Origin of the sequence: Ramlibacter sp. WS9, assembly GCF_003797765.1 — a bacterium.
Classification (GTDB): Bacteria; Pseudomonadota; Gammaproteobacteria; order Burkholderiales; family Burkholderiaceae_C; genus Ramlibacter.
On record NZ_RKMB01000013.1, the window covers coordinates 141,604 to 164,596 of the forward strand.

The following is a 22,993-nucleotide window of genomic DNA, read 5'->3' on the forward strand; positions in this document are numbered from 1 at the left end:
TTTGGTCATGGCCAATCTCACGCTTTCCATTGACGATAAGCTGCTCCAGGCTGCGCGCGTGCGTGCCGTCAAGGAGCGAACCAGCGTCAACGAAATATGCCGCCAGGCACTGGAAGCCTATGCGCGCGCGTCCGGCTCGCAACGGCTGGAGCGCTACCTGCGCGTGCAGGCCGCGATCGATGCCGCGCCGCGAAGCAGTCCTCCCCTGCCCGCCGTATGGAAAAGCCGGGACGAGATGTATGAGCAGGTCTTGGACGAACGCCACCCCACGCTGCGCCGCCCAGGCAAAGGTCCTCGGAAGGCACCCTCCTGATGCGTTTCTTCGACACCAACGTCCTGGTCTATGCGCAGGACGCTCTCGATCCAGCCAAACAGTCCACTGCCCGCAAACTGGTCCAGGAAGCCATAGGCGCAAGTGAATTCACGATCAGCACGCAGGTCATGCAAGAGTTCTACGCCGTCGCCGCGAGACGGCAGTTGCTCTCTCCCACCCAGGCCTCGACCCTGGTTCAGGCGTGGGCGGAAAATGAAGTCGTGAGCAGCACACCCGAGTTGGTCCTGCGTGCATTTGCCCTTCAGCAAAGCAGCCAGCTGTCGGTGTGGGATGCCTTGATCGTCCAGGCCGCGCTCGACGCAGGATGCACCACGCTCTACACCGAGGACATGCAACACGGCATGCGGTTCGGTAACCTCGAACTTGTCAATCCCTTTCTCGTGCCGGCCGCGGTGCACGAGCCGCCGGCACCCTACCGGGCGGCCAAAAGGCGAGCAGTCGCAAAGGCAACCCGCTCCTGATCAAGCCGAGGCCAGAGCCGTTCGTCTCACTTTGCGCACGTTGAACGCGCTGGTGATCAGCACGGCCTGCACGAACACAAGTCCCAGCCACACAGCCTGGTATTGGCGGTGATCCATCAGCGCGCCGAAGATAAGAGGCGACACGGCCTGCCCGATGTCGAGGCCCGAGTACACGATGCCGTAGACGCGCCCCGTGGCATTGTCGGGCGTGGACTTCTTGACCAGCAAGTCCCGCGACGGCCCGGCGATGCCGCTGGCGAAACCCATGGCGCCGAACAGCGCGGGCACGGCCAGGGCCGGCACCGGCGCGATGCCGATGATCAGTGCAATGAGCGCGGCGATGCCGAACCCCGCGCCCACCACCAGCTCGCAGCGCGCCGGATCGGACGCCAGGAAGCCGCCCACCAGCATGCCGCCGGCACTGCAGACCATGTACACCGTGAGGCACAGCGCGGCCAGCGCCATGGGCACGCCATGCAGTTGGCGCGCAGCTTCCGGCGCGAATGCCTGGATGACGCTCAGCACCACCGCATAGAAGAAGAAAAACCCGAAGCACATCCACACCGCTGGGATACGCAAGAAGCTGAAGCTGCCTTCGCCGGCCGTCTGCGCCGCATGCCGCGGGGCCGTGGCCGCCAGGTCCAGCTTGTACCGGTTGAGCCAGAGCACCAGCAGCACGGCATAGGCCAGTGCGCCCGCCGCCATCAAGGCCACGCGCCAGGAGAACGCGATGGCCAGCGGCACCAGCAGCGCGGGCGCGAGTGCCCACCCGAGGCTGCCGGTGATCCCGTGAAAGCTGTACGCATGGCCCAGCCGCGGCGCGCTGACCTTGCGGTTGATGAGCGTGTAGTCGACCGGGTGGAACACGCCGTTGCCTACCCCCGCGACGATGGAGAACAGCGCCATCGTCCAGTAGTCGGGGCTGAAAGCAAAACCGAATGCCGCCAGGCCGAGCAGCGCAAGCCCGCCGAACAGGATGGGGCGGGGACCGTAGCGGTCGACCAGGAAACCCGAGGCCGCCTGCACCGCGCACGAGACGACGAAGAACAGCGTCATCAGGAAGCCCAGTTCGGTGTAGCTCGCGTTGAAAGCCTCCTTCAGCCACGGAAACAGGGGTGCCAGCAAGAGCTGGCTGAAGTGGCTGATCATGTGGGCCAGGCCGACGAGGCCGATCACGCCGGCGTCGTCGCGCCATGGGACTGCCGCGGCGCCGGCATTTGCTGTCGTTGTGCTCATGCCCCCATCGTAGTGTCGGCTGCCTTTTCTGAAATGCGACAGAACGACAGGTTTCGGCGAAAATCCGCCAAAGCGTTTCCATGGCTCGGACGAACACTCATCACCTCACACCGGTCGGCGACACCGATGGCTTCGAGCCGACCCGGCAGCGGCCGGTGCGGGTGCGTGCGCGCAGCCTGCGCGCCGACAGCCACTTCGAGCCGCACCAGCATGCGTGGTCGCAACTGGCCTACTGCGCCGCCGGCATCATGCAAGTGACGACCGAGCAGCACGTCGGCACGGGCGATGAAGTCACCTTCATCGTGCCGCCATCGCGGGCGGTTTGGATCGCGCCCGGTGCGCGCCACGCCGTGCACGTGCTGGAGCAAGCCGAGTTCCGCACGCTCTACATCGACGCATCGGCCACGCCCCCAGGCTGGTCGCGTTGCCGTGTCATCGTCGTTTCTCCGCTGCTGCGCGAATTGGTGCAGGCGCTCGACGCGCCACAGCCGTTAGCCCGCGCTCGCGAAGAACAGCTCACCGGCCTCGCACTCGACGAAATCACGCATGCGGATATCCAGGCGCTGGGCGTGCCCCTGCCCCACGCGCAGGCCGGCGACAAGCGGTTGCGCGTGCTGTGCGAAAACGTGTTGCGCGCGCCTTCGCAGCGCGCCACGCTGGCGGAGTGGGCGGCGGAGGTGGGTGCGAGCGAGCGCACCATGGCGCGGTTGTTTCGCGACGAACTGGGCACGAGCTACCAGCAATGGCGCCAGCAAGCGATCCTCGCGCACGCCTTGCCGATGTTGGCGCGCGGCGTGCCGGTGAGCCACGTCGCCGCGGCCAGCGGCTATGCAAGCGACAGCGCCTTCACCGCGATGTTCAAGGCCGCGATGGGGCAGCCGCCGAGCCATTTCCAGGCCGGCCGCTCGCCCGCCGGCACCTGAGCGGCAGCGAGCGCGGTCAACTCCAAAGTTCGCGCATCGCGCGGCGCATCTCATCGGCCAGTTGCGCGCCGGTCCCCGCCGGGCGCCGCTCACGGCCCGCGACGTAGACCTCAGTGAAGCGCGCTTCCGGGCTGGAGAACACCAGGGCGTCGAGCAGGTGATCGGCCGGCACGCCCACCAGGGCGGGAGAATCCATATCGACCACCATGAAGTCGGCCCGCTGGCCGACTGCGAGTCCGCCCAGCGGCGCGCCGGCAGCAGCCGTGCCACCTTCCAACGCGCCTTGGAACAGCGCGGCCGCGCTGCTCTCGCACAACGCGGCTCGTGCAACAACGTTGCGTTGCTTCAGCGTCAGGCGCTGTGAATATTCCAGCAGGCGCAGCTCTTCCTGCCAGCTGCGCGTCGCGTGGCTGTCGGAGCCGATGGACCAGCTCCCGCTCTGCCCTGCCCAGCCTGGCAGGTCGAAGACGCCGTCGCCAAGGTTCGCTTCCGTGCTCGGGCACAACACGATGGAGGCGCGCTTGCCGCGCAAACCTTCGAGCTCCTGAGGCGTGGTCTGCGTCGCATGGACCAGGTTCCAACGGCTGTCCAGGGGGATCTTGTCCAGCAGCCACTCGATCGGCCGGCGGCCGTGGCGGGCGATGCAGTCGTCTACCTCCAGCTGCTGTTCGGCGATGTGGATATGGATCGGCATGCCGGCCGCGGCCTGCGCGACCTCATGGATAGACGCTTCATCCACGGCGCGCAGAGAATGCAGCGCCACGCCGGCGGTGACGAAGCCGTCGTCACCGGCTTCGTGCGCGACCGACTGCGCGATCCTCAGCACCGACTCCGGTGTCGAAGCAAACCGCCGTTGGTCCTCTCGCAATCCCTTCGCGGCAAAACCGGAGCGCATGTAGAGCGTGGGCAGCAGCGTGAGACCGATGCCGGATCTTTGCGCGGCCCGCACCAGGGCCATCGACATCTCCTGCGGATCGGCATAGGGCTTGCCGTCCAGGCCGTTGTGCAGGTAGTGGAATTCGCAGACCTGTGTGTAGCCCGCGCGCAGCAATTCGGAATAGAGAAACGCCGCGATGGCTTCCAGCTGCTGCGGCGAGACACGGTTGGCCGCGCTGTACATGCGGTCACGCCAGCGCCAGAAATCGTCTTCACCGCTGGCGCTGCGTTCGGTCAAGCCGGCGATCGCCCGTTGGAATGCGTGGCTGTGCCCGTTGACGAGGCCGGGCAGCACCGGGCCACTCAACGGACGCGCACCTTGCCGCACTTCGGGTGCAGCACCAGGAATGATTTCGGCCCAGCGGCCGTGTGCGCCAACGGCGAGCAGCACGTCCTGCGCCCACGCACCGTTCACCCAGGCGGCCGGCGCCCAGTAGCGAGTTGCTTCAGCGGCCATACAGCTTCCTGCAAGCCGCCAACGCGGCCGACATCATGTCGCGCAGTACCGGCTGCACACGCGCGGCCCGGTCGTCCTTGTACCGGAAAGGCGGCTTTTCGCTCATGTAGAGGTTCTGGCACATCTCGAGTTGCACGGCGTGGACGTCCGATGCCGGGTCGCCGTATTGCCGCGTGATGTAGCCGCCCTTGAAGCGGCCGTTGATGACCTGGCTCACGTCGCCATAAGCCGCAGCGGCCGCGGCCACTGCCCGTGCGATCGACTCGTGCGCGCTGGCACCGCTCGCGGTACCGATGTTCAGGTCCGGCAGCACGCCCTCGAACAGCCAGGGGATGCGCGAGCGGATGCTGTGCGCGTCCCACAGCAGCACAAAACCGTGCTCGGCCTTGATGCGCTCCAGCTCGGTGCGCAACGTGTCGTGATACGGCTGCCAGTACAAGCTGCGCCGCCGCTGTCGCTCGTGCGGGGGCGGTTCGTGCCCTTCACGGTACAGCAGGTCGCCGTTGAAAAAGTGCGTGGGGCACAGCTCGGTGTTCGATGCGCCGGGATACATCGGCGCATCGTCGGGCGGGCGGTTCAGGTCGATCACGTAGCGCGAACAGCGCGGGCGCAGCACGGATGCACCCAGTGCCGGCAGGCAGTTGTACAGGCGCACCAGGTGCCAATCGGTGTCTTCGACGTCGAGGGCGCGCGGCACATAGTTCTCTCGCAACTCCGCAGGGATGTCGGTCCCGATGTGCGGCATGCTCACCAGCAACGGCGCGGTGCCCCGGTTCAAGATCAGGCTCATGCCGGTCGGCCTCCGTGCACCGTCTGGCGACGGGGGTTCGATCCCATCGCGTAGCTCAATTGCGCGGGCTGCTCGACGTCCCACAAGACGAAGTCCGCGCGCAATCCGGGTGACAGCACGCCGCGGTCTTTGAGGCCCAGTGCTTGCGCCGCGTTGCGCGTGGCGCCCGCCAACGCCTCCTGCGGCGTGAGGCGGAACAGCGTGCAGGCCATGTTGAGCATGAGCAGCAGCGAGGTGCAAGGCGAGCTGCCGGGATTGCAGTCGGTCGACACGGCCATGGGTACACCGTGCTCGCGCAGCATTGTGATCGGCGGCACCCGCGTGTCGCGCAAGAAATAGAAAGCGCCCGGCAGCAGCACCGCCACCGAGCCGGCGCGCGCCATCGCGGCGGCGCCCTCCTCGCCCAGCCACTCCAGGTGGTCGCAGCTCAAAGCGCCATAGCGGGCGGCCAGTTGCGCGCCGCCGCTGTCGCTCAACTGTTCGGCATGCAGCTTCACCGGCAAGCCGAGCTTGCGCGCCGCCTCGAACACGCGCTCGGTCTGCGCCGTGCTGAAGGCAATGCGCTCGCAGAACGCATCCACGGCATCCACCAGCCCCTGCTCATGCAAGGCGGGCAGCATCGCCAAGACTTCATCGATGTAGTCGTCGGCCCGGCCGGCAAATTCCGGCGGCAATGCGTGCGCACCGAGAAAGGTTGTGCGCACGTCGACGGGTTCTTGTTCGGCCAGCGTTCGGGCCACGCGCAGGGTCTTGGCTTCGTGCTCCAGCGAGAGGCCGTAGCCGGACTTGATCTCTATCGTGGTGACGCCTTCGCCCATCAGCGCCCTCAAGCGCGGCAGGCTCTGCGCCAACAATTCCGCTTCGCTCGCGGCACGTGTCGCCTTGACCGTCGAGGCGATGCCCCCGCCGGCGCGTGCGATGTCCTCGTAGCTCGCACCGCCCAGGCGCAATTCGAATTCATGCGCGCGGTCGCCGCCGTAGACGAGGTGCGTATGGCAGTCGATGAGGCCCGGGGTCACAAGCGCGCCGCGGGCGTCGTGGTGCCGGTTGCAGTTCGCTTCGACGTTCTTCGGCAAATCCTGGCGGCGGCCGATCCATGCGATGCGGTCACCTTCGACTGCGATGGCCGCATCCTCGATCAAGCCATAGGGAACGGGGGCGTCCCGCTGCATGGTCGCTGCGCGGCATCCGGTCCAGAGTTCGAGGCTCACTCGGCGATCTCCACCCACAAGCCGTCCGGCGCGCTCACTTCGACCCGTCCACCGAGATCGAGATGCCGCCAGGCCAAGGTGTGGGGCGTAAGCTCGATCGTCTGGCCTTCGAAGGTTGCCTTCGCCGGTGATCCGCCGGACCACAAACCGATCGCGCTACCGGACGAGACGGCCTTGGCTGCGTCACCGCGCACGCGCTCCATCAGCCCGCGGCCCAGTCGCACCATGAGGTTGAAGTCCTGCGTCGGGCCGGCGATCATCTGGCACATTGTCGATGCCGCGCCGTCGAAGGCCAGCGGCAGAGACTCCGTCGTCAGCGTGTGATCCGCGGCATCGATGGACAGCTGGACACCCGCGCCCTGCAGCACGGCAAACCACCGCTGCACGCCTTCGAACGCAGAAAATGGCCCGTCTTGCGCGATGTCCGCCACCGACAACCGCCAATGCCATGGGTCGCGCACGGGGAAGGCGACCAGTTCACGGGTCGTTCCGCCGCCATTGCGCCAGGGCGCGGGGCGGACGTCTTGAAGAGCGATGCGGTGCCAACTCATGGTGTCATGCCTGGAACTGTCCTGCGAAACTGTAACGCGTCCCGGGGTAGATGAGGCGCGCGACGCTGGCCACGTGGGCGCCGCTCACGGTGCGCCGCATCATCACCAGACAAGGTTCGGCGCGCTTGATCCCCAACTCTTTCGCCTCCTGCGCCGTCGGCAGGCACGCTTCGATCGAATAGCTGGCCTCCGTCAGCGGCGCGTTCTCCAGCAGATGGAGCGTGGGCGATGTCTGCGTGAAATCGGTGTCGAGGTAGCCTGGTGCTGCCGCGGGGTTGACGTAGCGGTCCTCGAACTGGATGGGCACGCCGTTCTCCATGTGGACGAGCACGGTATGGAAGACGGACGCGCCCGGGCGCAGCCCCAGGGACACCGCCAGATCCCCATTCGCCTTCTCACGCTCCGCGCTCAGCACGCGGGTGGTGTGCGTGTGGCCGCGCTCCACCACTTCTTCGTGGATGTCTCGAATGGTGAGCCGGGACGAAATGCGATGCAGCTGCGCGACGCGCGTGCCCGACCCTTGCACCCGTGTCACCAGCCCTTCCGCGGCCAGTTCGCGCAAGGCGCGGTTCACCGTCATGCGGCTGATCCCGAATTGCTGCATCAGCGCCGCTTCGCTGGGCACGGGGTCGCCCGGCTTCCACTGGCCGCTGGCGATGTGCTGCCTGATCCAGGCCTTGACCTGTTCGTAGGCGGGGACGTCGTTTTTTCCCATGGGCCGAAGAATACCCCAGTTGACACAAGTTGTATAGACAACTACGATTCGCCGCATTGAACACCTGGATGCCGTCAAGCCCGGCATGACAGCTCTCTGGAGGCACGCAATGTCAGATCTTTCGAAGACTCCCTACCTCGATAGCAAGGCCCGCCCCGTGCGCGCGCCGCAGGGCACGCAGCTCAGCTGCGCCAACTGGCAGATCGAGGCCGCCTACCGCATGATCCAGAACAACCTGGATCCCGCCGTCGCGGAGAACCCGGATGAGCTGGTCGTGTACGGTGGCATCGGCAAGGCGGCGCGCAACTGGCCCTGCTTCGACGCCATCCTCGACTCGCTGCGCAAGCTCCGGCCCGACGAAACCCTGCTGGTGCAGTCGGGAAAACCGGTGGGTGTGTTTCGCACGCATGAAGGTGCGCCGCGCGTGCTGATCGCCAACTCCAACCTCGTCCCGAAGTGGGCCACCTGGGAACACTTCAACGAACTGGATCGCGCGGGCCTCATGATGTTCGGCCAGATGACGGCCGGCAGCTGGATCTACATCGGCACGCAGGGCATCGTCCAAGGCACGTACGAAACCTTCGTCGAGGCAGGACGCCAGCATTTCAACGGCGACTTGCGCGGCCGCTGGGTGCTAACTGCCGGCCTGGGCGGCATGGGCGGCGCGCAGCCGCTGGCCGCGTCGTTCGCGGGCGCCTGCTCGCTCAACATCGAGTGCCAGCAGAGCCGCATCGACTTCCGCCTGCGCACCAAATACCTGGACAAGCAAGCCAAGGACCTGGACGAGGCGCTGCAACTCATCGCGCACCATACGTTGCGCAAGGAGGCGATCTCCATCGGCCTGTGCGGCAACGCGGCTGAGATCGTGCCCGAGCTCGTGCGCCGAGCGAAAGCAGGCAGCATCCGGCCCGACATCGTGACCGACCAGACTTCCGCGCACGACATCATCAACGGCTACCTCCCCGCGGGCTGGAGCGTAGAGCAATGGCAGGCCGCGCAGAAAGACCCTGCGCAGCACGCGCGCTTGACGCAAGCCGCCGGCGAGTCGTGCGCGGTGCACGTCAAGGCCATGCTCGATTTCCACGAGATGGGCATTCCCACGGTGGACTACGGCAACAACCTGCGGCAGGTCGCGAAGGATTTCGGCGTGGCGAATGCCTTCGACTATCCCGGCTTCGTTCCGGCCTACATCCGCCCGCTCTTCTGCCGCGGCGTCGGTCCGTTCCGCTGGGTGGCGCTCTCAGGCGACCCGGAAGATATCCGCAAGACAGACGCCAAGATGAAAGAGCTGTTCCCGGACAACAAGCACCTGCACCAGTGGCTGGACATGGCGGAGCAACGCATCAGCTACCAGGGCCTGCCTGCGCGCATCTGCTGGATCGGCCTCGGCGAGCGCCATCGCGCCGGATTGGCTTTCAACGAAATGGTGAAGAGCGGCGAACTCAAGGCGCCCATCGTGATCGGCCGCGATCATCTGGACAGCGGATCCGTCGCGTCGCCGAACCGCGAAACGGAGAGCATGAAGGACGGCAGTGATGCCGTGAGCGACTGGCCGCTGCTCAACGCGCTGCTCAACACCGCGAGCGGCGCCACCTGGGTCAGCCTGCACCACGGAGGCGGCGTCGGCATGGGCTACTCGCAGCACTCCGGTGTGGTGATCGTCTGCGACGGCACGCAGGATGCGGCCGAAAAACTCGGGCGCGTTCTCTTCAACGACCCCGCTACGGGCGTGATGCGCCACGCCGACGCGGGCTATGAAATCGCCAAGGCCAGTGCGCGCGAGAACGGCCTCAACCTGCCGATGCTCGGGTGATCCGTGGCCAAGCTCAAGACGAACAACGCATGACGGAATTACTCCACCCCGGCGAACTCACGCTCGCACAACTGCGCCGGCTGAGCGGGACCGAACGCCTGCAGGTCGCGCTAGACCCAGCCTGCCGCACCGGTATCCGCGCGAGTGCGGAACTGGTGCGCAAGGCCACCGAAGGCGACGCGCCCGTGTACGGCGTCAACACCGGCTTCGGCAAGCTCGCCACGACACGCATCGCGAAAGAAGATCTCGCGATCCTCCAGCTCAAGCTGCTGCGCTCGCATGCGGTCGGCGTGGGCGATCCGCTCGATGAGCGCGTGGTGCGATTGATCCTGCTGCTCAAGGCGACAAGCCTGGCGCGCGGCTATTCGGGCGTGCGTGAAGAAGTGGTCGACACGCTGCTGGCATTGCACAACCAGGGCCTGACGCCCGTCATCCCTTGCCAGGGTTCGGTCGGCGCGTCCGGCGACCTCGCGCCTCTGGCCCACCTGAGCCTGCCCTTGATCGGCGAAGGCGAGGTGTTCTATCAGGGCCAGCGCATGCCTGCGGCACACGGCCTGGAGCGCGCGGGGGTCAAGCCCATCAAGCTCTCCGCCAAGGAGGGCCTGGCGCTGATCAACGGCACCCAGGTGTCGACGGCGCTGGCCATCAACGCACTGCTGGCCACCGACCGCCTCTTCGAAGCGGCGGTGATCTCCGGCGCGCTGACGCTCGACGCCGCGCGCGGCAGCGACGGGCCGTTCGATCCGCGCATCCATGCAGTGCGCGGCCAACCGGGCCAGATCGCTTGCGCGGCGGCCTATCGTGCGCTGGCGGTGGGCAGCGAGATCCGCAAGTCGCACCTCGAGGACGATGACCGGGTGCAAGACCCGTACTGCCTGCGTTGCCAACCGCAGGTGATGGGCGCATGCCTCGACCAGATGCGGCACGCGGCGCTGGTGCTGGTGCGCGAAGCCAACGCCGTCACCGACAACCCGCTGGTCTTTCCGGAGCAGGCGGAAGTTCGCGGGGGCGCCGTGGAACCGGCTCTGCCGGGCCACTGGCGACGCCCCCTTGAGGGGGAGGTGGCCAAAGGCCACTTCGGGGGGGAGCTTGTCTCCGGTGGCAACTTTCACGCCGAGCCGGTGGCGCTCGCCGCTGATGGCCTTGCGCTCGCCATTGCGGAGATCGGCGCCATCACCGAACGGCGGATCGCGATGCTGGTCGACACCGTGGTGTCGCGCCTGCCGCCCTTCCTCACGCCCGATCCCGGGCTGAACTCGGGCTTCATGATCGTTCACGTGACGGCGGCGGCGCTGGCGTCCGAGAACAAGTCGCTCGCCCACCCGGCCAGCGTCGACAGCCTGCCCACCTCCGCCAATCAGGAAGACCATGTGAGCATGGCGACGTTCGCCGCCCGCAGGCTGCAGCCGATGCTGAAGAACACGGCGCACATCGTCGCGATCGAGTTGCTCGCCGCAGCCCAAGGCATCGAGTTCCTCCGTCCGCTCACCAGCGCGCCGGGGCTGGAGGGCGTGCTGCGCCTGGTGCGCAGCGTTTCGCCGGCCATGATGCAGGACCGCAGCCTGGCGCGCGACATCGAAGCGGTGCACCACCTTGTCGCGGCCGGCGACATCGGGCACGCCATCGAAGCACAGATTCCCGCGCTACAAGCCCTCAGATTGGCATGAATGCTGCCTTGACCACCTTCACCTTCAACCCACGGAGTCTCACCATGAAGAAGTTGCTTGCCCTCTCGCTCACCGCCCTCGCCTGCCTCGCGGCGCACGCGCAGGAAACCAAGGTCGCCATCGGCATTTCCGGCTGGACGGGCTTCGCGCCGCTGACGTTGGCCAAGGAAGCGGGCATCTTCAAGAAGCACGGCCTGGACGTCACGATCAAGAAGATTCCGCAAAAAGACCGCCACCTGGCCATCGCCTCCGGCGACGTGCAATGCGCCGCGACGACGGTGGAAACCTGGGTGGTCTGGAACGCCAACGGCGTCGCCACCACGCAGATCTTCCAGCTGGACAAAAGCTACGGCGCAGACGGCATGGTGGTCAAGCCTGCCATCACGAAGATCAGCGACCTCAAAGGCAAGACCGTCGCCGCCAGCGCACCGGGCACGTCGCCCTACTTCGCATTGGCATGGATGCTGAAGAAGAACGGCATGTCGATCAAGGACGTGAAGGTCGTCAACCTGGAGCCGCAGGCCGCGGCCAACGCGATGATCGCGGGCACCGACGGCGTCGATGCGGCCATGACGTACGAGCCGTATCTCGGTGCTGTGCGCGCCAAACCCGAAGCCGGCAAGATCATCGCAACGACGCTGGACTACCCGATGGTGATGGACACGTTCGGCTGCACACCCAAGTTCCTCGCCGAGAACACCCGCGCAGCCAAGGCCCTGGCCGACGCCTACTTCGACGCCCTGGAGATGATCCAGAAGGAGCCGGCGAAAAGCTACGAAATCATGGGCGCGGACGTCAAGCAAAGCGGCGAAGCGTTCGCGAAATCCGCGGGCTTCCTGCGCTGGCAAGACCGTGCCGCCAACATGAAGTTCTTCAGTGGCGAGCATGCGGCGTTCAGCAAGGAAGCCGCTGACCTGCTGATGGAGGCGGGCATCATCAAGTCGATGCCCGACATGGGCAAGCTGGCCGACACACGTTTCCTCAAGTAACGTGCGCCCACTCGTCCAAGTCGCTCCCGGCACGCGCGTCGCGCTGGGCATCTCTTTCTTCGTCCTGTTCTTCCTGGTCTGGGCCGCCGCCACATTGGGCGGCTTCGTCTCCAAGACGTTCCTCGCGGACCCGATCACCATGGTCCGCTCGGGCTACGACCTGCTGGCCAACCAGGGGTTCATCAAGGACATCGGGATGACCGTATGGCGCGTGCTGGGCGGCTTCGCGATCGCGGCCGTGCTGGCCGTGCCGCTGGGCGTGCTGATGGGCGCGTACAAGCCGGTCGAGGCCTTCTTCGAACCGTTCGTGAGCTTCGCGCGTTACCTGCCCGCCTCCGCGTTCATCCCATTGCTGATTTTGTGGGCCGGTATCGGCGAGGCGCAGAAGCTGGCCGTGATCTTCATCGGCTCGTTCTTCCAGCTGGTGCTGATGATTGCCGTGAGCGTGGGCAACACCCGGCGCGACCTGGTCGAGGCGGCGTACACACTGGGCGCCGGCGACCGCGGCATCGTCACGCGGGTGCTGATGCCCAGCAGCGCGCCGGAGATCGCCGAGACGCTGCGCATGGTGCTGGGATGGGCATGGACCTATGTGATCGTCGCCGAGCTGATCGGCGCCTCGAGCGGCATCGGCCACATGATCACCGACAGCCAGGCATTGCTGGCCACCGACCAGATCATCTTCGGCATCATCGTCATCGGACTGATCGGCCTGGCCAGCGACTTCGCCTTCAAGGCATTCAACAGGAAGCTCTTCCCATGGGCGCAACTTGGCCGGTAATCGTCCCATGAGCATTCTCGAAATCACCCGCGTGTCCAAGACGTTCGCCGGAGCCAACGGCGGCACGGTGGCGCTTCAAGCCACCGACCTCTCAGTCGAAGAGAACGACTTCATCACCATCCTGGGCCCGTCGGGCTGCGGCAAGAGCACCCTGCTGCGCATGGTGGCCGGTCTCGATACGCCCACCGCGGGCAGCATCGAGCTCGACGGCCGCCCGGTCGTGGGCCCTGGGCCGGACCGCGGCATGGTCTTCCAGAGCTACACGCTCTTTCCCTGGCTCACGGTGCTGCAGAACGTCTGCTTCGGCCTGCGCGAAAAGGGCTTGCCGCTGGCCGAACAGCATGCCATCGCGATGCAGTTCATTGCCAAGGTAGGGCTCAAGGGTTTCGAGGGCCACTTTCCCAAGCAGCTGTCCGGGGGCATGCAGCAGCGCACCGCGCTGGCCCGGGCACTGGCCAACGCGCCGCGCATCCTGTTGATGGACGAACCCTTTGGCGCGCTGGACCACCAGACGCGCGAGCTGATGCAGGAATTGCTGCAGGGCATCTGGGAAGCCGAGCGCAAGACGGTGATGTTCGTCACCCACGACATCGACGAGGCGATCTTCATGGGCAACCGTGTGGTGGTGATGAGCGCACGCCCCGGCCGCATCAAGTGCGACCTCGCGGTGCCCATCGAGCATCCGCGCCACTACTCGGTGAAGACCACCCCTGTATTTGTGGAACTCAAGGCCCGGCTGACGGAAGAGATCCGCATCGAAGTCCAACGGGCGGCCGGCTTGCTGGCCGCGTTGCCGGGCGACACCTAACCCTGCCAAACCCCATACCCAGCTGCGCGCAGCGCGATCCCCAACTCCACTTCCATCTCACGCGCCGCCTCGTAGGGCATCGGGTTGTACTTCTCGTACAGCCCCGGCAGCAGCCGCAGGCCGTGATTGCGCACGTATGTGTTGGACTGGATGCCGGCCTTGTGCTTGTCGAAACGCACGTCCGGGTCGAGCCCCGTCATGCCCACGTAGACGAACGGCTTGCCCAGTTGGTAATCCGGATTCGCGCGGCGAAAGCGCGCGGCGTTCCACACCTGATCGGCGAGTTCTACGACGTAGACGTGATAGTGCGGGCGGCGCGCCATGCGCGGATGCTAGCGCGTCAAGGCTTCACGGCGGCCTTGCAGGAACTGGCGCACGGCGGCGTCGCGCTCCAGGCCGATCGCGCGTTCGTATGCGGCGTCGGCTTCGCGTACGCTACCCAACCGCCCGAGCAAGCCGGCACGCGCGGCCCAGTACGGCTGGTAATCGGCCAGGCGGGCGTCGCCGGCCACGCTGTCCAGCATCGCCAGCCCGGCTTGCGGCCCCTGTGTTTCCGCCAACGCAATGGCACGGTTGATCGCCACGACGGGCGACGCCGTCAACCCGTGCAGCGCCGCATAGAGCTGCTCGATCGCGGCCCAGTCGGCGCGCCCGCTGCGGCGGCGGATCACGTGCGCGGATTGCACCGCCGCCTCCAGCTGGAATCGCCCGGGCGCGCCGATCGCGGCGGCACGCTCGAGCAGGGCTTCGGCCCTTTGAATCAGGCCCGCGTCCCACAGCGAGACGTCCTGCTCGTTCAGCGGCACATAGGCACCCGCCGCGTCGCGCCGCGCTGCGCGACGGGCCTGCGCGTGCAGCATCAGCGCCAGCAGGCCCAGCGCCTCGGGCTCCTGCGGCAGCAGCGACGCGACCAGTCCGCCGAGCCAGATCGCTTCTTCCGCAAGATTGCGCCGGCGCGCGTCGGTGCCTGCCGCGTCGTCCCATCCTTCGGCATAGGCCGCGTAGATCGCATCGAGCACGGTCTCCAGGCGTTCGCGCATGTCGGCTTCGCCCGGCACACGAAAGGGAATGCCGGACTGCCGGATCCGGCTCTTGGCGCGCACCAGACGCTGGCCCATGGTGGCCGGCGATGCCAGGAAGGCGGAGCCGATGGCCGCGGCATCGAACCCCAGGACGGCCTGGAGCATCAGGGGAGCGTGGATGCCCCGGTCGATCGCCGGGTGCGCGCACGCAAACATCAGCGCCAGCCGGTCGTCCGGGATCTGCGCGTCGTCCGGGTCTTTCTCGGCCAGTTCCGCCAGCAGCGCCAGGTGCTCGGCAGCACTTTCGTCCAGCCTGCGCTCGCGGTGCGCGTCGATCATCTTGCGGCGGGCCACCGTCAACAGCCACGCCTCGGGATTGTCGGGGACGCCGCGCTCGGGCCATTTCGCCAATGCGGTGGCGAAGGCTTCGGCCAACGCATCTTCCGCGCCGGCCACGTCGCGCGTGCGCGCCGCCAGGAAGGCCACCAGCTTGCCGTAGCTGCGCCGGGCTGCGTCGTGCGCGGCCCGGCGGGCGGGCTCGCCCGTGTCCCCCATTGCGGCTACATCGCCCAGACGGGACGCACTTCCACGGTGCCGTGGCTGGCGCCCGGGCAGCGCGCCGCCCACGACAACGCGGCGTCGAGGTCAGGCACGTTGATCAGGTAGTAGCCGCCCAGCTGCTCCTTGGTGTCGGCATAGGGGCCGTTCAGCACTTCGGTCTTGCCGCTGACAACGCGCACCGTGGTGGCCGCCGCTGTGGGCTTGAGGCGCTCGCCGCCCGCCATCACACCGGCTTTCACCAGCGCCTCGCTGTACGCCTTGTAGGCGCCCATCACTTCGCCCATCTGCGATTCGGTCATGGACCCTTCGGCCGCTTCGCTGCCGTAGATCATCAGCATGTATTGCATCTTTCACTCCTGGTGGGTTGACGCGGAGCAACATGCGCCGCTATGACAATGACGCGCCCGCAAGCGCTGTTTCGACACGGACTGCAAAAAATGTGGGGCCTTCACTATATTCCTGCCCGCCCCGGCGCCCTCCGAGGGTCAACCGTCGGAAAGCGCCGACACCCCGCGGGGCATCGGTCCGACCGATGGGCTGCAGACATGGGGCCTAATAGGGCATCGACGCCAAAGGACGACCTATGGAGCAGCAAGCCGCACCCCGCCACTTTTCCATGTTGCGGGGCTTTCACCTCGCCGACTTTTTCACGCTCGGAAACGCAGCCTGCGGGGTGGGCGCGGTGTTCTTCGCCATGCTCTACATGCGAAGCGGCCTTGCCTTCCATTTCTATGCCGCGGCGGCCCTCGCGCCGGCGGCGTTCATTTTCGACGTGCTCGACGGGCGCATCGCCCGCGCGCGGCACCAGCACTCTGCCCTGGGTCGTGAACTCGACTCGCTGTCCGACATCATCTCGTTTGGCGTCGCGCCCGCCGCCCTGGGCTTTGCCGCCGGCTTGCAAGGGGGCTGGGATGCGGCGGCACTGGTGTATTTCGTGTGCTGCGGCGTGAGCCGGCTGGCGCGCTACAACGTGACAGCCGAACAGCTCTCCGGCGCGAGCGGCAAGGTGAAGTACTTCGAAGGGACGCCCATCCCCACCAGCGTCCTGCTGACGGGCCTGCTGGCGCTGGCCGCCTGGTATGGCCGCATCGGCGACAACATCTACGGCGGCGTGTGGAACGCCGGCCCGTGGGAACTGCATCCACTGGCCCTGATGTTCGTGCTCTCGGGCAGCCTGATGATCAGCAAGACATTGCACATCCCGAAGCTGTAGCAGCCTCTGCCCGCAAGGGTCAAGGCACGCCGACGTAGCCCTCGGTCGCCGGCCGGTTTGCGGGCAGCAGCGTTTCCAGTTCGCACGCGTCGCTGAACAGCTCGTCCTCCACCTCGCCGTTGCGCCGCAGCAGGCGCAGCTTGAGCGAGGCGAACTTGGTGCTCTTGATGGGCGACCGGTGCCGGTCGGGGTGCTCGTAGTTCAGGGCCACCCACGGCAATTCCTGCGGTGACGCGCCATCGACGTCGACCTCCAGCCGGTGGCTGTCGTTGGACAGCTCGACCTGCCAGCCGTAGTCGTCGAGGCGGCGCACCGGGTGGCCTGCGACGCGGCGCAGGCTGTTGAAGATATGCCACTGGCCGCGCGCATGCAGGGCACCAACGCTCAGGCGCGGCGTCACCACCAGGCCGCCCGCCAGAGGCACCTGCGCGCTGAAGCCGTCGAAGTACGCGCTGTCCCGCCCGCGAAACTGCGCGCAGTTGGCATAGGCATAGCAATGCGGGTGCCCTGTTCCCCAGTTGTGGCCGTTCATGCCGTGAAAGCGGCCACTGAAGGCCAGCTCGCCGGCCCAGAGGCTGCCGTGGAAATCGACGTGGCAGTCGCACGTGAGCAGTTTGTTGGACGGCCAGGGCAGCCGGTACATGCTCTCGTGGGGAAACGGCATGAGCTTCATGCCGCTGCGCTGCACTTGCAGGTCCCAGCGCGCCGAGCCGCCTTCGCCCGTGATGTGCCCCGAAAGGTAGTTGCGGCCGATCTGCACCGACGAGCCGTTGTGCAGCTGCAGCGCCACGTGCTCCCAATCGATGGCCTGGTGCGACATGCGCTCGAACCGCTGCGCGTCGATCACCTCGCAGGAGTAGACGGCGCTGGTCTTGTTCGCGTTGCGGTCGAACAGCACCAATGCGCCCTCGAGGCGGACGTCGCGGCTGCCCTTGTGCCGCAGCATGTTGTGCTTGAGCCAGAACGCGTGCTTGCCGTCCGCGCCGGTGCCCCGAAAGTAGAAGGATTCGTAGAGCCCACGCCCCGGCGCAGCCTGCATCCTGATGGCTGTCGAATCCAGCATCGGCGGCTACAGCAGCAGGCTCTGCAGCACGATCATGCGGGGTCCGGCCTTGCCTTCGTCGAGCGCCTTGGCCGCCACCTTGGCGATGTGCAGCTTGTGGCGCAGGAACGCCTGCATCAGCGCCTCGTCGGTCTCGAACAGCTGGTACTCCAGGTCTTCGAGGCCGTCGCGGTACAGAACGAACCTCTGCTGGAGGGCGCCCGCGGTGCCCGTGAATTCGATTCCGTCCAGGCCCGCAACGGCGTTCGAGATGCTGAGACTAGCCATGTTCCGCCTCCGTCCATGGGACAACAGCAGTATGGCGACGCTGCCGTGGACAAGTCAATCCTGACTCATCCGGGTGCCGCCGCGCCTCAGCGGGGTCCCGGATTGGCGGCCGGGCGGCCGGCGGGGGTGTCCGCGGGGTGCGCCGGTTCCGACAAGGCCGCGTCACGGATGGCATAGAGCGCCTGCAGGTCGCTTGCCAGCTGATCCTCGGTATCGTCGATCCAGGTTACGGTGGTGTCGGTGTTGTCGGTTGTGTCGGGAGGCTGCGTGTCGTGTTCAGGCGGCTGCGTGTCTTCGCACCAGTCTTCGGCGGCTGCCGCTGCGGCGGCGGGGACGACGATGCCGCCGTTGGCACCGTGGTCGCCGTCGAACTGCCAAGCCAGGCTGAACAGCCATTCGCGGGGCCTGGCCTCGACCTTTTCGAGCTGCCGCCAGAAAGTCTCCTGGAACGGAAGCACGAATTTGAGCAGGCTTTCTTCGCCCTGCCGGACGATCAGTTGCACGTGCACGCCCGACCTTCCCTGGGGCGTGGCAACGGAGAGAATCCGGCACTCCATCCAGTCCGAAGGGATGGCGTGCTTGCCCATCGAGTCGCGCAACACCACCTGGATCAGTTCGCGGTGCCGGGCTTGCGAGGCGGCCGGCTGGTGCACCACCGCATCGCCCAGGTCCGCGTCGGCGGGCTCGGCATCGGGGCCTGCCCTGCGAAACAGTTTTTTCAGCATTCCCATGCGTTCAACATTCCCATACGTCGATCAGTCCTTGAGCATGAAGAGCATCCGCGTGCCGGCCAGTTCCAGCACGTCGTGATTGGAGAGCATCACCGGCACGTCGGCGATGGCATCGCCATTGAGCGATGGCTTGGCCGTGCCGTCCAGATACGCCACATAGTAGCCGTCGCGCCGGTGCGAGACAGCGACGACCGACACACCGGGCTTGCCGAAAGTGGTCACCGCTTTCATCACCGGCATCTCGAGGCCCTCGGACGAGCCGTTCAGCACCTGGAACACCGCGTGCGGCAACCGCGGCTGGCCGCCGGCGTCCAGCTTCATCGCGGAGGTCGCGCCGAAGGCACTCGGGCGTTCCGACGCCGCGAGGAACTGGATCTTGAAGTTGCCGATGGCGATGACTTCGCCGTCGTGCAGGCGCTGGCGCCTGACCATCTCGCCGTTGATGTACGTGCCGTTGGTGCTGTGCAGGTCTTCGATGAACACGTCCGCAAGGCCGTGGAGCTCGAACACGCAGTGGTGGCCGCTGACCACCATGTTGTCGAACACGATGTCGTTGTCGGCGCTGCGGCCCAGCGTCGTGCGGTCCTTCTGCAGGTACACGTGCTTGATCTCGACACCTTCGACCGATGCGATGAGTTGCGGCATGGGAACCTCCGGGAGAACCTGGACACGGGCTGCGCACAAGGCGCGGGCCCATGGTAGTCGCAGCCGCGCGGCCGGGCAAGCAGGCGGACCCGCGCGGCCGCCCTTTCGCCGTCAGGCCGCCTGCACGTCGATGTGGTACACGCCCCAGGGGCACAGCGCGAAGCGGTCGCTGACCGGCTTGGCCACGATCTCGGGGAACCGGTCGGGTTCATAGACCGCCCACAACGGGCCCAGGCCACCCAGGGCCAATGGCTTGCCATCCATGTGCGTCGCCACGATGAACCCGAGCCGCCGCGCTTCGGCCAGGGCGATCACCGGCGAATAGCCGTCGACCGCGCGCATGGCCAGGCGCACCGGCGCGTCGGCCTTGACGCCCGCTGCCTTCAGGACGTCGGCCAGCAGCGGGCCGGCCAGCGTGTGGCGCTTGTTGTCGTATTCCAGCGTCGGCTTCACGGTGGTGCGCGCCATCCCGGCGAGCTGGCCGAAGTCGAAAGTGTGCGCTTTGGTGAAAGCGACCTTCTGCTTGACCATCATCTGGTCCAGCAACGGATCGACCGGCCCACGGTTGCCCTTGCCGATGGCGCCGCTCACCGTCAGCAGCACCGGCGAGGCGCCTGCCCCACCCGCGGCCCGCGCCGGTTGCGTCAATGCCATGCCACCCAGTGCGGCTGCCGCCAGGAAACTTCTTTTGTCCATCGCTATCCCTCCTGTACAAAAGCGCTGATTATGGCCGCGCCGGGGTGTAAGAACCCGTGGCGTGCGGCGACTGATGCCAAGGTTCAAAATCACTGTTTCCATCATGGACACGCAACCTCGTTCCCTGCCCTCCAAGGCCATGGCGTTCCTCTCCGACAAGGTGCTGGTGATCGCCGTGCTGATCGCGTGCGCCATCGGCTTCTACATGGCGCGAAATGCCGCGGCCGAGAGTGCCGTCAAGCTGCCGCCGCCGGCGTTCGACCCGGCAGTGGCGGCGGCGCCGCAGACCGCCGTGTTTGCCGGCGGCTGCTTCTGGGGCGTGCAGGCCGTGTTCCAGCACACGCAGGGCGTGCTCAACGCGGTGTCCGGCTATTCCGGGGGATCGAAGGAGACCGCGAACTACAGCGCGATCGGCAGCGGTACGACCGGGCACGCCGAGGCGGTCCAGATCACCTACGATCCCAAGGTCGTTTCGTACGGCAAGCTTCTGCAGGTCTACTTCTCGGTGGCACACAACCCGACCCAGCTCAATCGCCAGGGGCCAGACTACGGCACGCAGTACCGATCCGCCGTTTTCTACACCGACGCCGGCCAGAAGCAAGTCGCCGAGCGCTACATCGCGCAGCTCGATGCGGCTCGCGCCTTTCCCTCGAAGATCGTGACGCAGCTCACGCCGTACGCGGCTTTCTATCCGGCCGAGGACTACCACCAGGACTACGCAACGCTGCATCCCACGCAGCCCTACATCGCGACGTTCGACTTGCCGAAGATCGCGAACCTCAAGGCCGTGATGCCCGAGGTGTGGCGCGAGAAGCCGCAACTGGTGACGCAGCGATAGGCGTCGCGGGCTCCACCGCGACGACAACGCTCAGGGGCCCGAGCCGCTCCGAACCAGCAGCGGCCTCAGCATCCACAGGCCCAGCACGGGCCCCAGCGCCAGCCACGGCAGCACGAGCGCGAGCGGCCAAACTTGCGAGGCGCGCACAAACAATTCGATGCTCACGACCGAGATCGCGAACCCGATGCAATTGGTGAACGTGAGCACGCTGCCGACCACCGCGGGCGGCGCATTCCGTGCGGTCAAGGTCGAGAACTGCGGCGAGTCGCCCACCACCGTGGCGCCCCAAAAAAGCAGCCATGCGAGGAACAGCCCCAGCGGCGCCGCCAGCATCCACGGGGCCGCCAGGCAACAGGCCGCGCTGGCCGCCAGCTGAACCTGGGCAATCCGCGCGCTCCCCCAACGCCGCGCCAGCAGGCCGCCCACGACGCAGCCTGCGAACCCGGCGGCGATGGTCCAGAACGCCGCGGCGCTCACAGCCGCCCCCGCGACGCGCGTGGCCACCACCAGCGGCACCAGCACGTAGAAGGCGTACAGCTCCCACATGTGGCCGAAGTAGCCGAACACCGATGCGCGCAGCCTTCGGTCGGACCAGATCGCACCCAGCGCCTTGGGCGTGATCCGCGAGCCGCGCGGCGCCTCGGGATTGACGGGAACCCAGAACGCGGTCGCGATGCCCCCGAGCGCCGCCAGGATCGACACCCCGACCACCACGGCCTGCCAAGGCCGCCAGTCGCCCGCCAGCAGTACCGCGCCGCCCGAGGCGTCCCCCGCCAGGGCACGCAATCCATGGGGCAGCGCCGTCCCCAGAACGAGCGCGCCGATGAGCACGCCCATGACGGCGCCGAGGCGTTCACGGTACCAGCTGGCCGCGATCTTCATACCCACCGGGTAGATGCCCGCCAACAAAAAGCCCACACCGAAACGCGCGGCCACGAGCAAGGGGAGCCGGCCGTCGGCGAGCAACGTGGCGGCGTTCAGCGCTGCGCCGAGCACCGAACAGACCAGGAACACCTTGTGCGGCTCGAAGCGGTCGGCCAGCATCAAGAGCGCGAACACCAGCGTCCCCGCGACGAAGCCAAGCTGCACCGCGGACGTCAGCGTGCCCACAGACGCGGCCGGCAGGCCCCAAGCCTGCTGCAGGTCAGGCATCACGGCGTTCACTGCGAACCAGAGGGAGGTGCCGGCGAATTGCGACAGCACGATCACCGGCAGGATGCGGCGCGGAACGGCTGTGCTCATGGGCAAAGCATACAAGCCCCCGCCCCGCCGCGGTTTTCCGGACGCCGCCACAATGGGCCGATGATCCCCTTTTCGGTCCTCGACCTTTCCCCCATCACCGAAGGCAGCGACGCTGGCGAGTCGTTTCGCAACACGCTCGCGCTGGCGCAGCACGCCGAACGCTGGGGCTACAACCGCTACTGGCTGGCCGAACACCACGGCATGCCGGGCATCGCCAGCGCCGCCACGTCGGTGCTGATCGGGCATGTGGCCGGCGGCACGAAGACCATCCGCGTGGGCGCGGGCGGCATCATGCTGCCCAACCACTCGCCGCTGGTCATCGCCGAGCAGTTTGGCACGCTCGAATCGCTCTACCCGGGCCGCATCGACCTGGGCCTGGGCCGCGCGCCCGGCTCGGACCAAGCCACCGCGCGCGCCTTGCGCCGCAACCTGATGTCCGACGCCGATGAATTCCCGCGCGACGTGGTCGAGCTCATGGATCTGATGTCCGACCAGCCCCGCCAGGCCATTCGCGCCGTGCCGGGCATGGGCACCAACGTGCCGGTATGGATCCTCGGTTCCAGCACCTTCGGCGCGCAGCTTGCGGCGATGCTGGGGTTGCCCTACGCGTTCGCGTCGCACTTCGCGCCGCAGCAATTGATGCAGGCAATCGAGATCTACCGCGAAACGTTCAAGCCTTCCGCGCAACTGGCCAAACCGTATGTGATGCTGGGCTTCAACGTGTTCGCCGCCGACACCGACGAGGAAGCGCAATTGCGCGCCACGTCAATGCAGCAGGCGTTCGTCAACCTGCGCAGCGGCCGGCCGTCGAAGCTGCCGCCTCCGGTGGCGGGCTACCGCGAGAAGGTCGGCCCCGCGGAGCGGGCGTTACTTGATAGCGTGTTGTCGTGCGCCGCCATCGGTTCCGCCGAAACCGTGCGTGAGAGCCTGCGCGCCTTCATCGCGCGCACGGGGGCCGACGAATTGATGATCGCGTGCAACATGTTCGACCCGACCCATCGGCGCCGGTCCTACGAGATCGCATCGCAAGTGCGATGACGCCG

26 protein-coding genes are annotated in these 22,993 nt (G+C 66.9%); 11 read left to right on the forward strand and 15 right to left on the reverse strand.

Translation table 11 applies throughout. The features are described from left to right. The first annotated feature begins 7 nt into the window (after positions 1–7). Both EEB15_RS19565 and EEB15_RS19570 read left to right on the forward strand, forming a co-directional pair. A complete protein-coding gene (locus EEB15_RS19565; protein WP_141511559.1) occupies positions 8–313 on the forward strand; it encodes a hypothetical protein in 306 nt (101 codons plus the stop codon). After that, positions 313–795, forward strand: a complete 483-nt coding sequence (locus tag EEB15_RS19570) for a PIN domain-containing protein (RefSeq protein WP_141511560.1) — start codon at positions 313–315, stop codon at positions 793–795. Before EEB15_RS19565 ends, EEB15_RS19570 begins: the two co-directional genes overlap by 1 nt. Here the strand turns inward: EEB15_RS19570 and EEB15_RS19575 are convergent, their stop codons facing one another. Continuing rightward, positions 796–2,031, reverse strand: a complete 1,236-nt coding sequence (locus EEB15_RS19575; RefSeq protein WP_141511561.1) for an MFS transporter — start codon at positions 2,029–2,031, stop codon at positions 796–798. It lies immediately after the preceding gene. Positions 2,032–2,111: 80 nt separating this feature from the next. On the opposite strand from EEB15_RS19575, the gene EEB15_RS19580 reads away from it, so the two are divergent. Beyond that, positions 2,112–2,954, forward strand: coding sequence for a helix-turn-helix domain-containing protein (locus EEB15_RS19580; protein ID WP_141511562.1), 843 nt, complete (start codon positions 2,112–2,114; stop codon positions 2,952–2,954). A 16-nt stretch (positions 2,955–2,970) separates the two neighbouring features. Here the strand turns inward: EEB15_RS19580 and EEB15_RS19585 are convergent, their stop codons facing one another. The 5 genes from EEB15_RS19585 to hutC are packed head-to-tail and all read right to left on the reverse strand — an operon-like array spanning position 2,971 to position 7,614. Further along, positions 2,971–4,347 (reverse strand): formimidoylglutamate deiminase, encoded by a 1,377-nt coding sequence (locus EEB15_RS19585; RefSeq protein ID WP_141511563.1) that lies wholly within the window; start codon positions 4,345–4,347, stop codon positions 2,971–2,973. Then, positions 4,337–5,137, reverse strand: coding sequence for an N-formylglutamate deformylase (hutG, locus tag EEB15_RS19590; protein ID WP_141511564.1), 801 nt, complete (start codon positions 5,135–5,137; stop codon positions 4,337–4,339). Before hutG ends, EEB15_RS19585 begins: the two co-directional genes overlap by 11 nt. After that, positions 5,134–6,309: an imidazolonepropionase gene (gene hutI / locus EEB15_RS19595; RefSeq protein WP_233259551.1), complete on the reverse strand. Its 1,176-nt coding sequence runs from the start codon at positions 6,307–6,309 to the stop codon at positions 5,134–5,136. The genes hutG and hutI overlap by 4 nt, the downstream gene beginning before the upstream one ends. Before the next feature lie 35 nt (positions 6,310–6,344). Then, the gene (locus tag EEB15_RS19600) at positions 6,345–6,899 is read right to left on the reverse strand and encodes a HutD family protein (protein ID WP_141511566.1); all 555 of its coding nucleotides are present in this window, start codon (positions 6,897–6,899) and stop codon (positions 6,345–6,347) included. 4 nt (positions 6,900–6,903) lie between these two features. Continuing rightward, complete coding sequence (hutC, locus tag EEB15_RS19605; RefSeq protein WP_141511567.1) at positions 6,904–7,614, reverse strand: histidine utilization repressor; 711 nt, start codon at positions 7,612–7,614, stop codon at positions 6,904–6,906. Positions 7,615–7,723: 109 nt separating this feature from the next. Between hutC and hutU the strand changes: the two genes are divergently transcribed. The 5 genes from hutU to EEB15_RS19630 are packed head-to-tail and all read left to right on the forward strand — an operon-like array spanning position 7,724 to position 13,672. Beyond that, positions 7,724–9,427: a urocanate hydratase gene (hutU, locus tag EEB15_RS19610; RefSeq protein ID WP_141511568.1), complete on the forward strand. Its 1,704-nt coding sequence runs from the start codon at positions 7,724–7,726 to the stop codon at positions 9,425–9,427. 29 nt (positions 9,428–9,456) lie between these two features. After that, positions 9,457–11,094, forward strand: coding sequence for a histidine ammonia-lyase (hutH, locus tag EEB15_RS19615; RefSeq protein ID WP_141511569.1), 1,638 nt, complete (start codon positions 9,457–9,459; stop codon positions 11,092–11,094). A 44-nt stretch (positions 11,095–11,138) separates the two neighbouring features. After that, positions 11,139–12,083, forward strand: coding sequence for an ABC transporter substrate-binding protein (locus tag EEB15_RS19620; RefSeq protein ID WP_141511570.1), 945 nt, complete (start codon positions 11,139–11,141; stop codon positions 12,081–12,083). 1 nt (position 12,084) lies between these two features. Beyond that, complete coding sequence (locus EEB15_RS19625; protein ID WP_141511571.1) at positions 12,085–12,864, forward strand: ABC transporter permease; 780 nt, start codon at positions 12,085–12,087, stop codon at positions 12,862–12,864. Positions 12,865–12,871: 7 nt separating this feature from the next. Further along, positions 12,872–13,672: an ABC transporter ATP-binding protein gene (locus EEB15_RS19630; protein WP_141511572.1), complete on the forward strand. Its 801-nt coding sequence runs from the start codon at positions 12,872–12,874 to the stop codon at positions 13,670–13,672. On the opposite strand, the gene EEB15_RS19635 is transcribed toward EEB15_RS19630, so the two are convergent. From EEB15_RS19635 to EEB15_RS19645, 3 genes are read right to left on the reverse strand one after another with little or no spacing between them, the layout of a single operon-like run. Continuing rightward, a complete protein-coding gene (locus EEB15_RS19635; RefSeq protein WP_141511573.1) occupies positions 13,669–13,995 on the reverse strand; it encodes a hypothetical protein in 327 nt (108 codons plus the stop codon). The two genes, EEB15_RS19630 and EEB15_RS19635, sit on opposite strands and share 4 nt — an antisense overlap. A gap of 9 nt (positions 13,996–14,004) precedes the next feature. Then, positions 14,005–15,249, reverse strand: a complete 1,245-nt coding sequence (locus EEB15_RS19640; RefSeq protein WP_141511574.1) for an RNA polymerase sigma factor — start codon at positions 15,247–15,249, stop codon at positions 14,005–14,007. Between the two features lie 5 nt (positions 15,250–15,254). Then, complete coding sequence (locus EEB15_RS19645; protein WP_141511575.1) at positions 15,255–15,602, reverse strand: YciI family protein; 348 nt, start codon at positions 15,600–15,602, stop codon at positions 15,255–15,257. 236 nt (positions 15,603–15,838) lie between these two features. Between EEB15_RS19645 and EEB15_RS19650 the strand changes: the two genes are divergently transcribed. After that, the gene (locus EEB15_RS19650) at positions 15,839–16,468 is read left to right on the forward strand and encodes a phosphatidylcholine/phosphatidylserine synthase (RefSeq protein ID WP_141511576.1); all 630 of its coding nucleotides are present in this window, start codon (positions 15,839–15,841) and stop codon (positions 16,466–16,468) included. A 19-nt stretch (positions 16,469–16,487) separates the two neighbouring features. Here EEB15_RS19650 and EEB15_RS19655 read toward each other — a convergent pair whose 3' ends face one another. The 5 genes from EEB15_RS19655 to EEB15_RS19675 all read right to left on the reverse strand — a co-directional run bounded on the left by EEB15_RS19655 (position 16,488) and on the right by EEB15_RS19675 (position 19,870). Continuing rightward, positions 16,488–17,531 (reverse strand): hypothetical protein, encoded by a 1,044-nt coding sequence (locus EEB15_RS19655; RefSeq protein WP_141511577.1) that lies wholly within the window; start codon positions 17,529–17,531, stop codon positions 16,488–16,490. A gap of 6 nt (positions 17,532–17,537) precedes the next feature. Further along, positions 17,538–17,798: a hypothetical protein gene (locus tag EEB15_RS19660; RefSeq protein ID WP_141511578.1), complete on the reverse strand. Its 261-nt coding sequence runs from the start codon at positions 17,796–17,798 to the stop codon at positions 17,538–17,540. A gap of 86 nt (positions 17,799–17,884) precedes the next feature. Continuing rightward, entirely contained in the window at positions 17,885–18,529 is a 645-nt protein-coding gene (locus EEB15_RS19665) for a hypothetical protein (RefSeq protein WP_158290170.1), read from the reverse strand. A 24-nt stretch (positions 18,530–18,553) separates the two neighbouring features. Continuing rightward, positions 18,554–19,174 (reverse strand): FHA domain-containing protein, encoded by a 621-nt coding sequence (locus EEB15_RS19670; protein WP_141511580.1) that lies wholly within the window; start codon positions 19,172–19,174, stop codon positions 18,554–18,556. Positions 19,175–19,285: 111 nt separating this feature from the next. Then, complete coding sequence (locus EEB15_RS19675; protein WP_141511581.1) at positions 19,286–19,870, reverse strand: molybdopterin-dependent oxidoreductase; 585 nt, start codon at positions 19,868–19,870, stop codon at positions 19,286–19,288. A gap of 103 nt (positions 19,871–19,973) precedes the next feature. Between EEB15_RS19675 and msrA the strand changes: the two genes are divergently transcribed. Continuing rightward, positions 19,974–20,708: a peptide-methionine (S)-S-oxide reductase MsrA gene (msrA, locus tag EEB15_RS19680; protein ID WP_370283732.1), complete on the forward strand. Its 735-nt coding sequence runs from the start codon at positions 19,974–19,976 to the stop codon at positions 20,706–20,708. A gap of 30 nt (positions 20,709–20,738) precedes the next feature. On the opposite strand, the gene EEB15_RS19685 is transcribed toward msrA, so the two are convergent. Then, entirely contained in the window at positions 20,739–21,950 is a 1,212-nt protein-coding gene (locus EEB15_RS19685) for an MFS transporter (protein ID WP_141511582.1), read from the reverse strand. A gap of 60 nt (positions 21,951–22,010) precedes the next feature. Here EEB15_RS19685 and EEB15_RS19690 point away from each other — a divergent pair, with 60 nt between their 5' ends. After that, positions 22,011–22,988: an LLM class flavin-dependent oxidoreductase gene (locus EEB15_RS19690; RefSeq protein ID WP_141511583.1), complete on the forward strand. Its 978-nt coding sequence runs from the start codon at positions 22,011–22,013 to the stop codon at positions 22,986–22,988. The last annotated feature ends 5 nt before the right edge of the window (positions 22,989–22,993 follow it).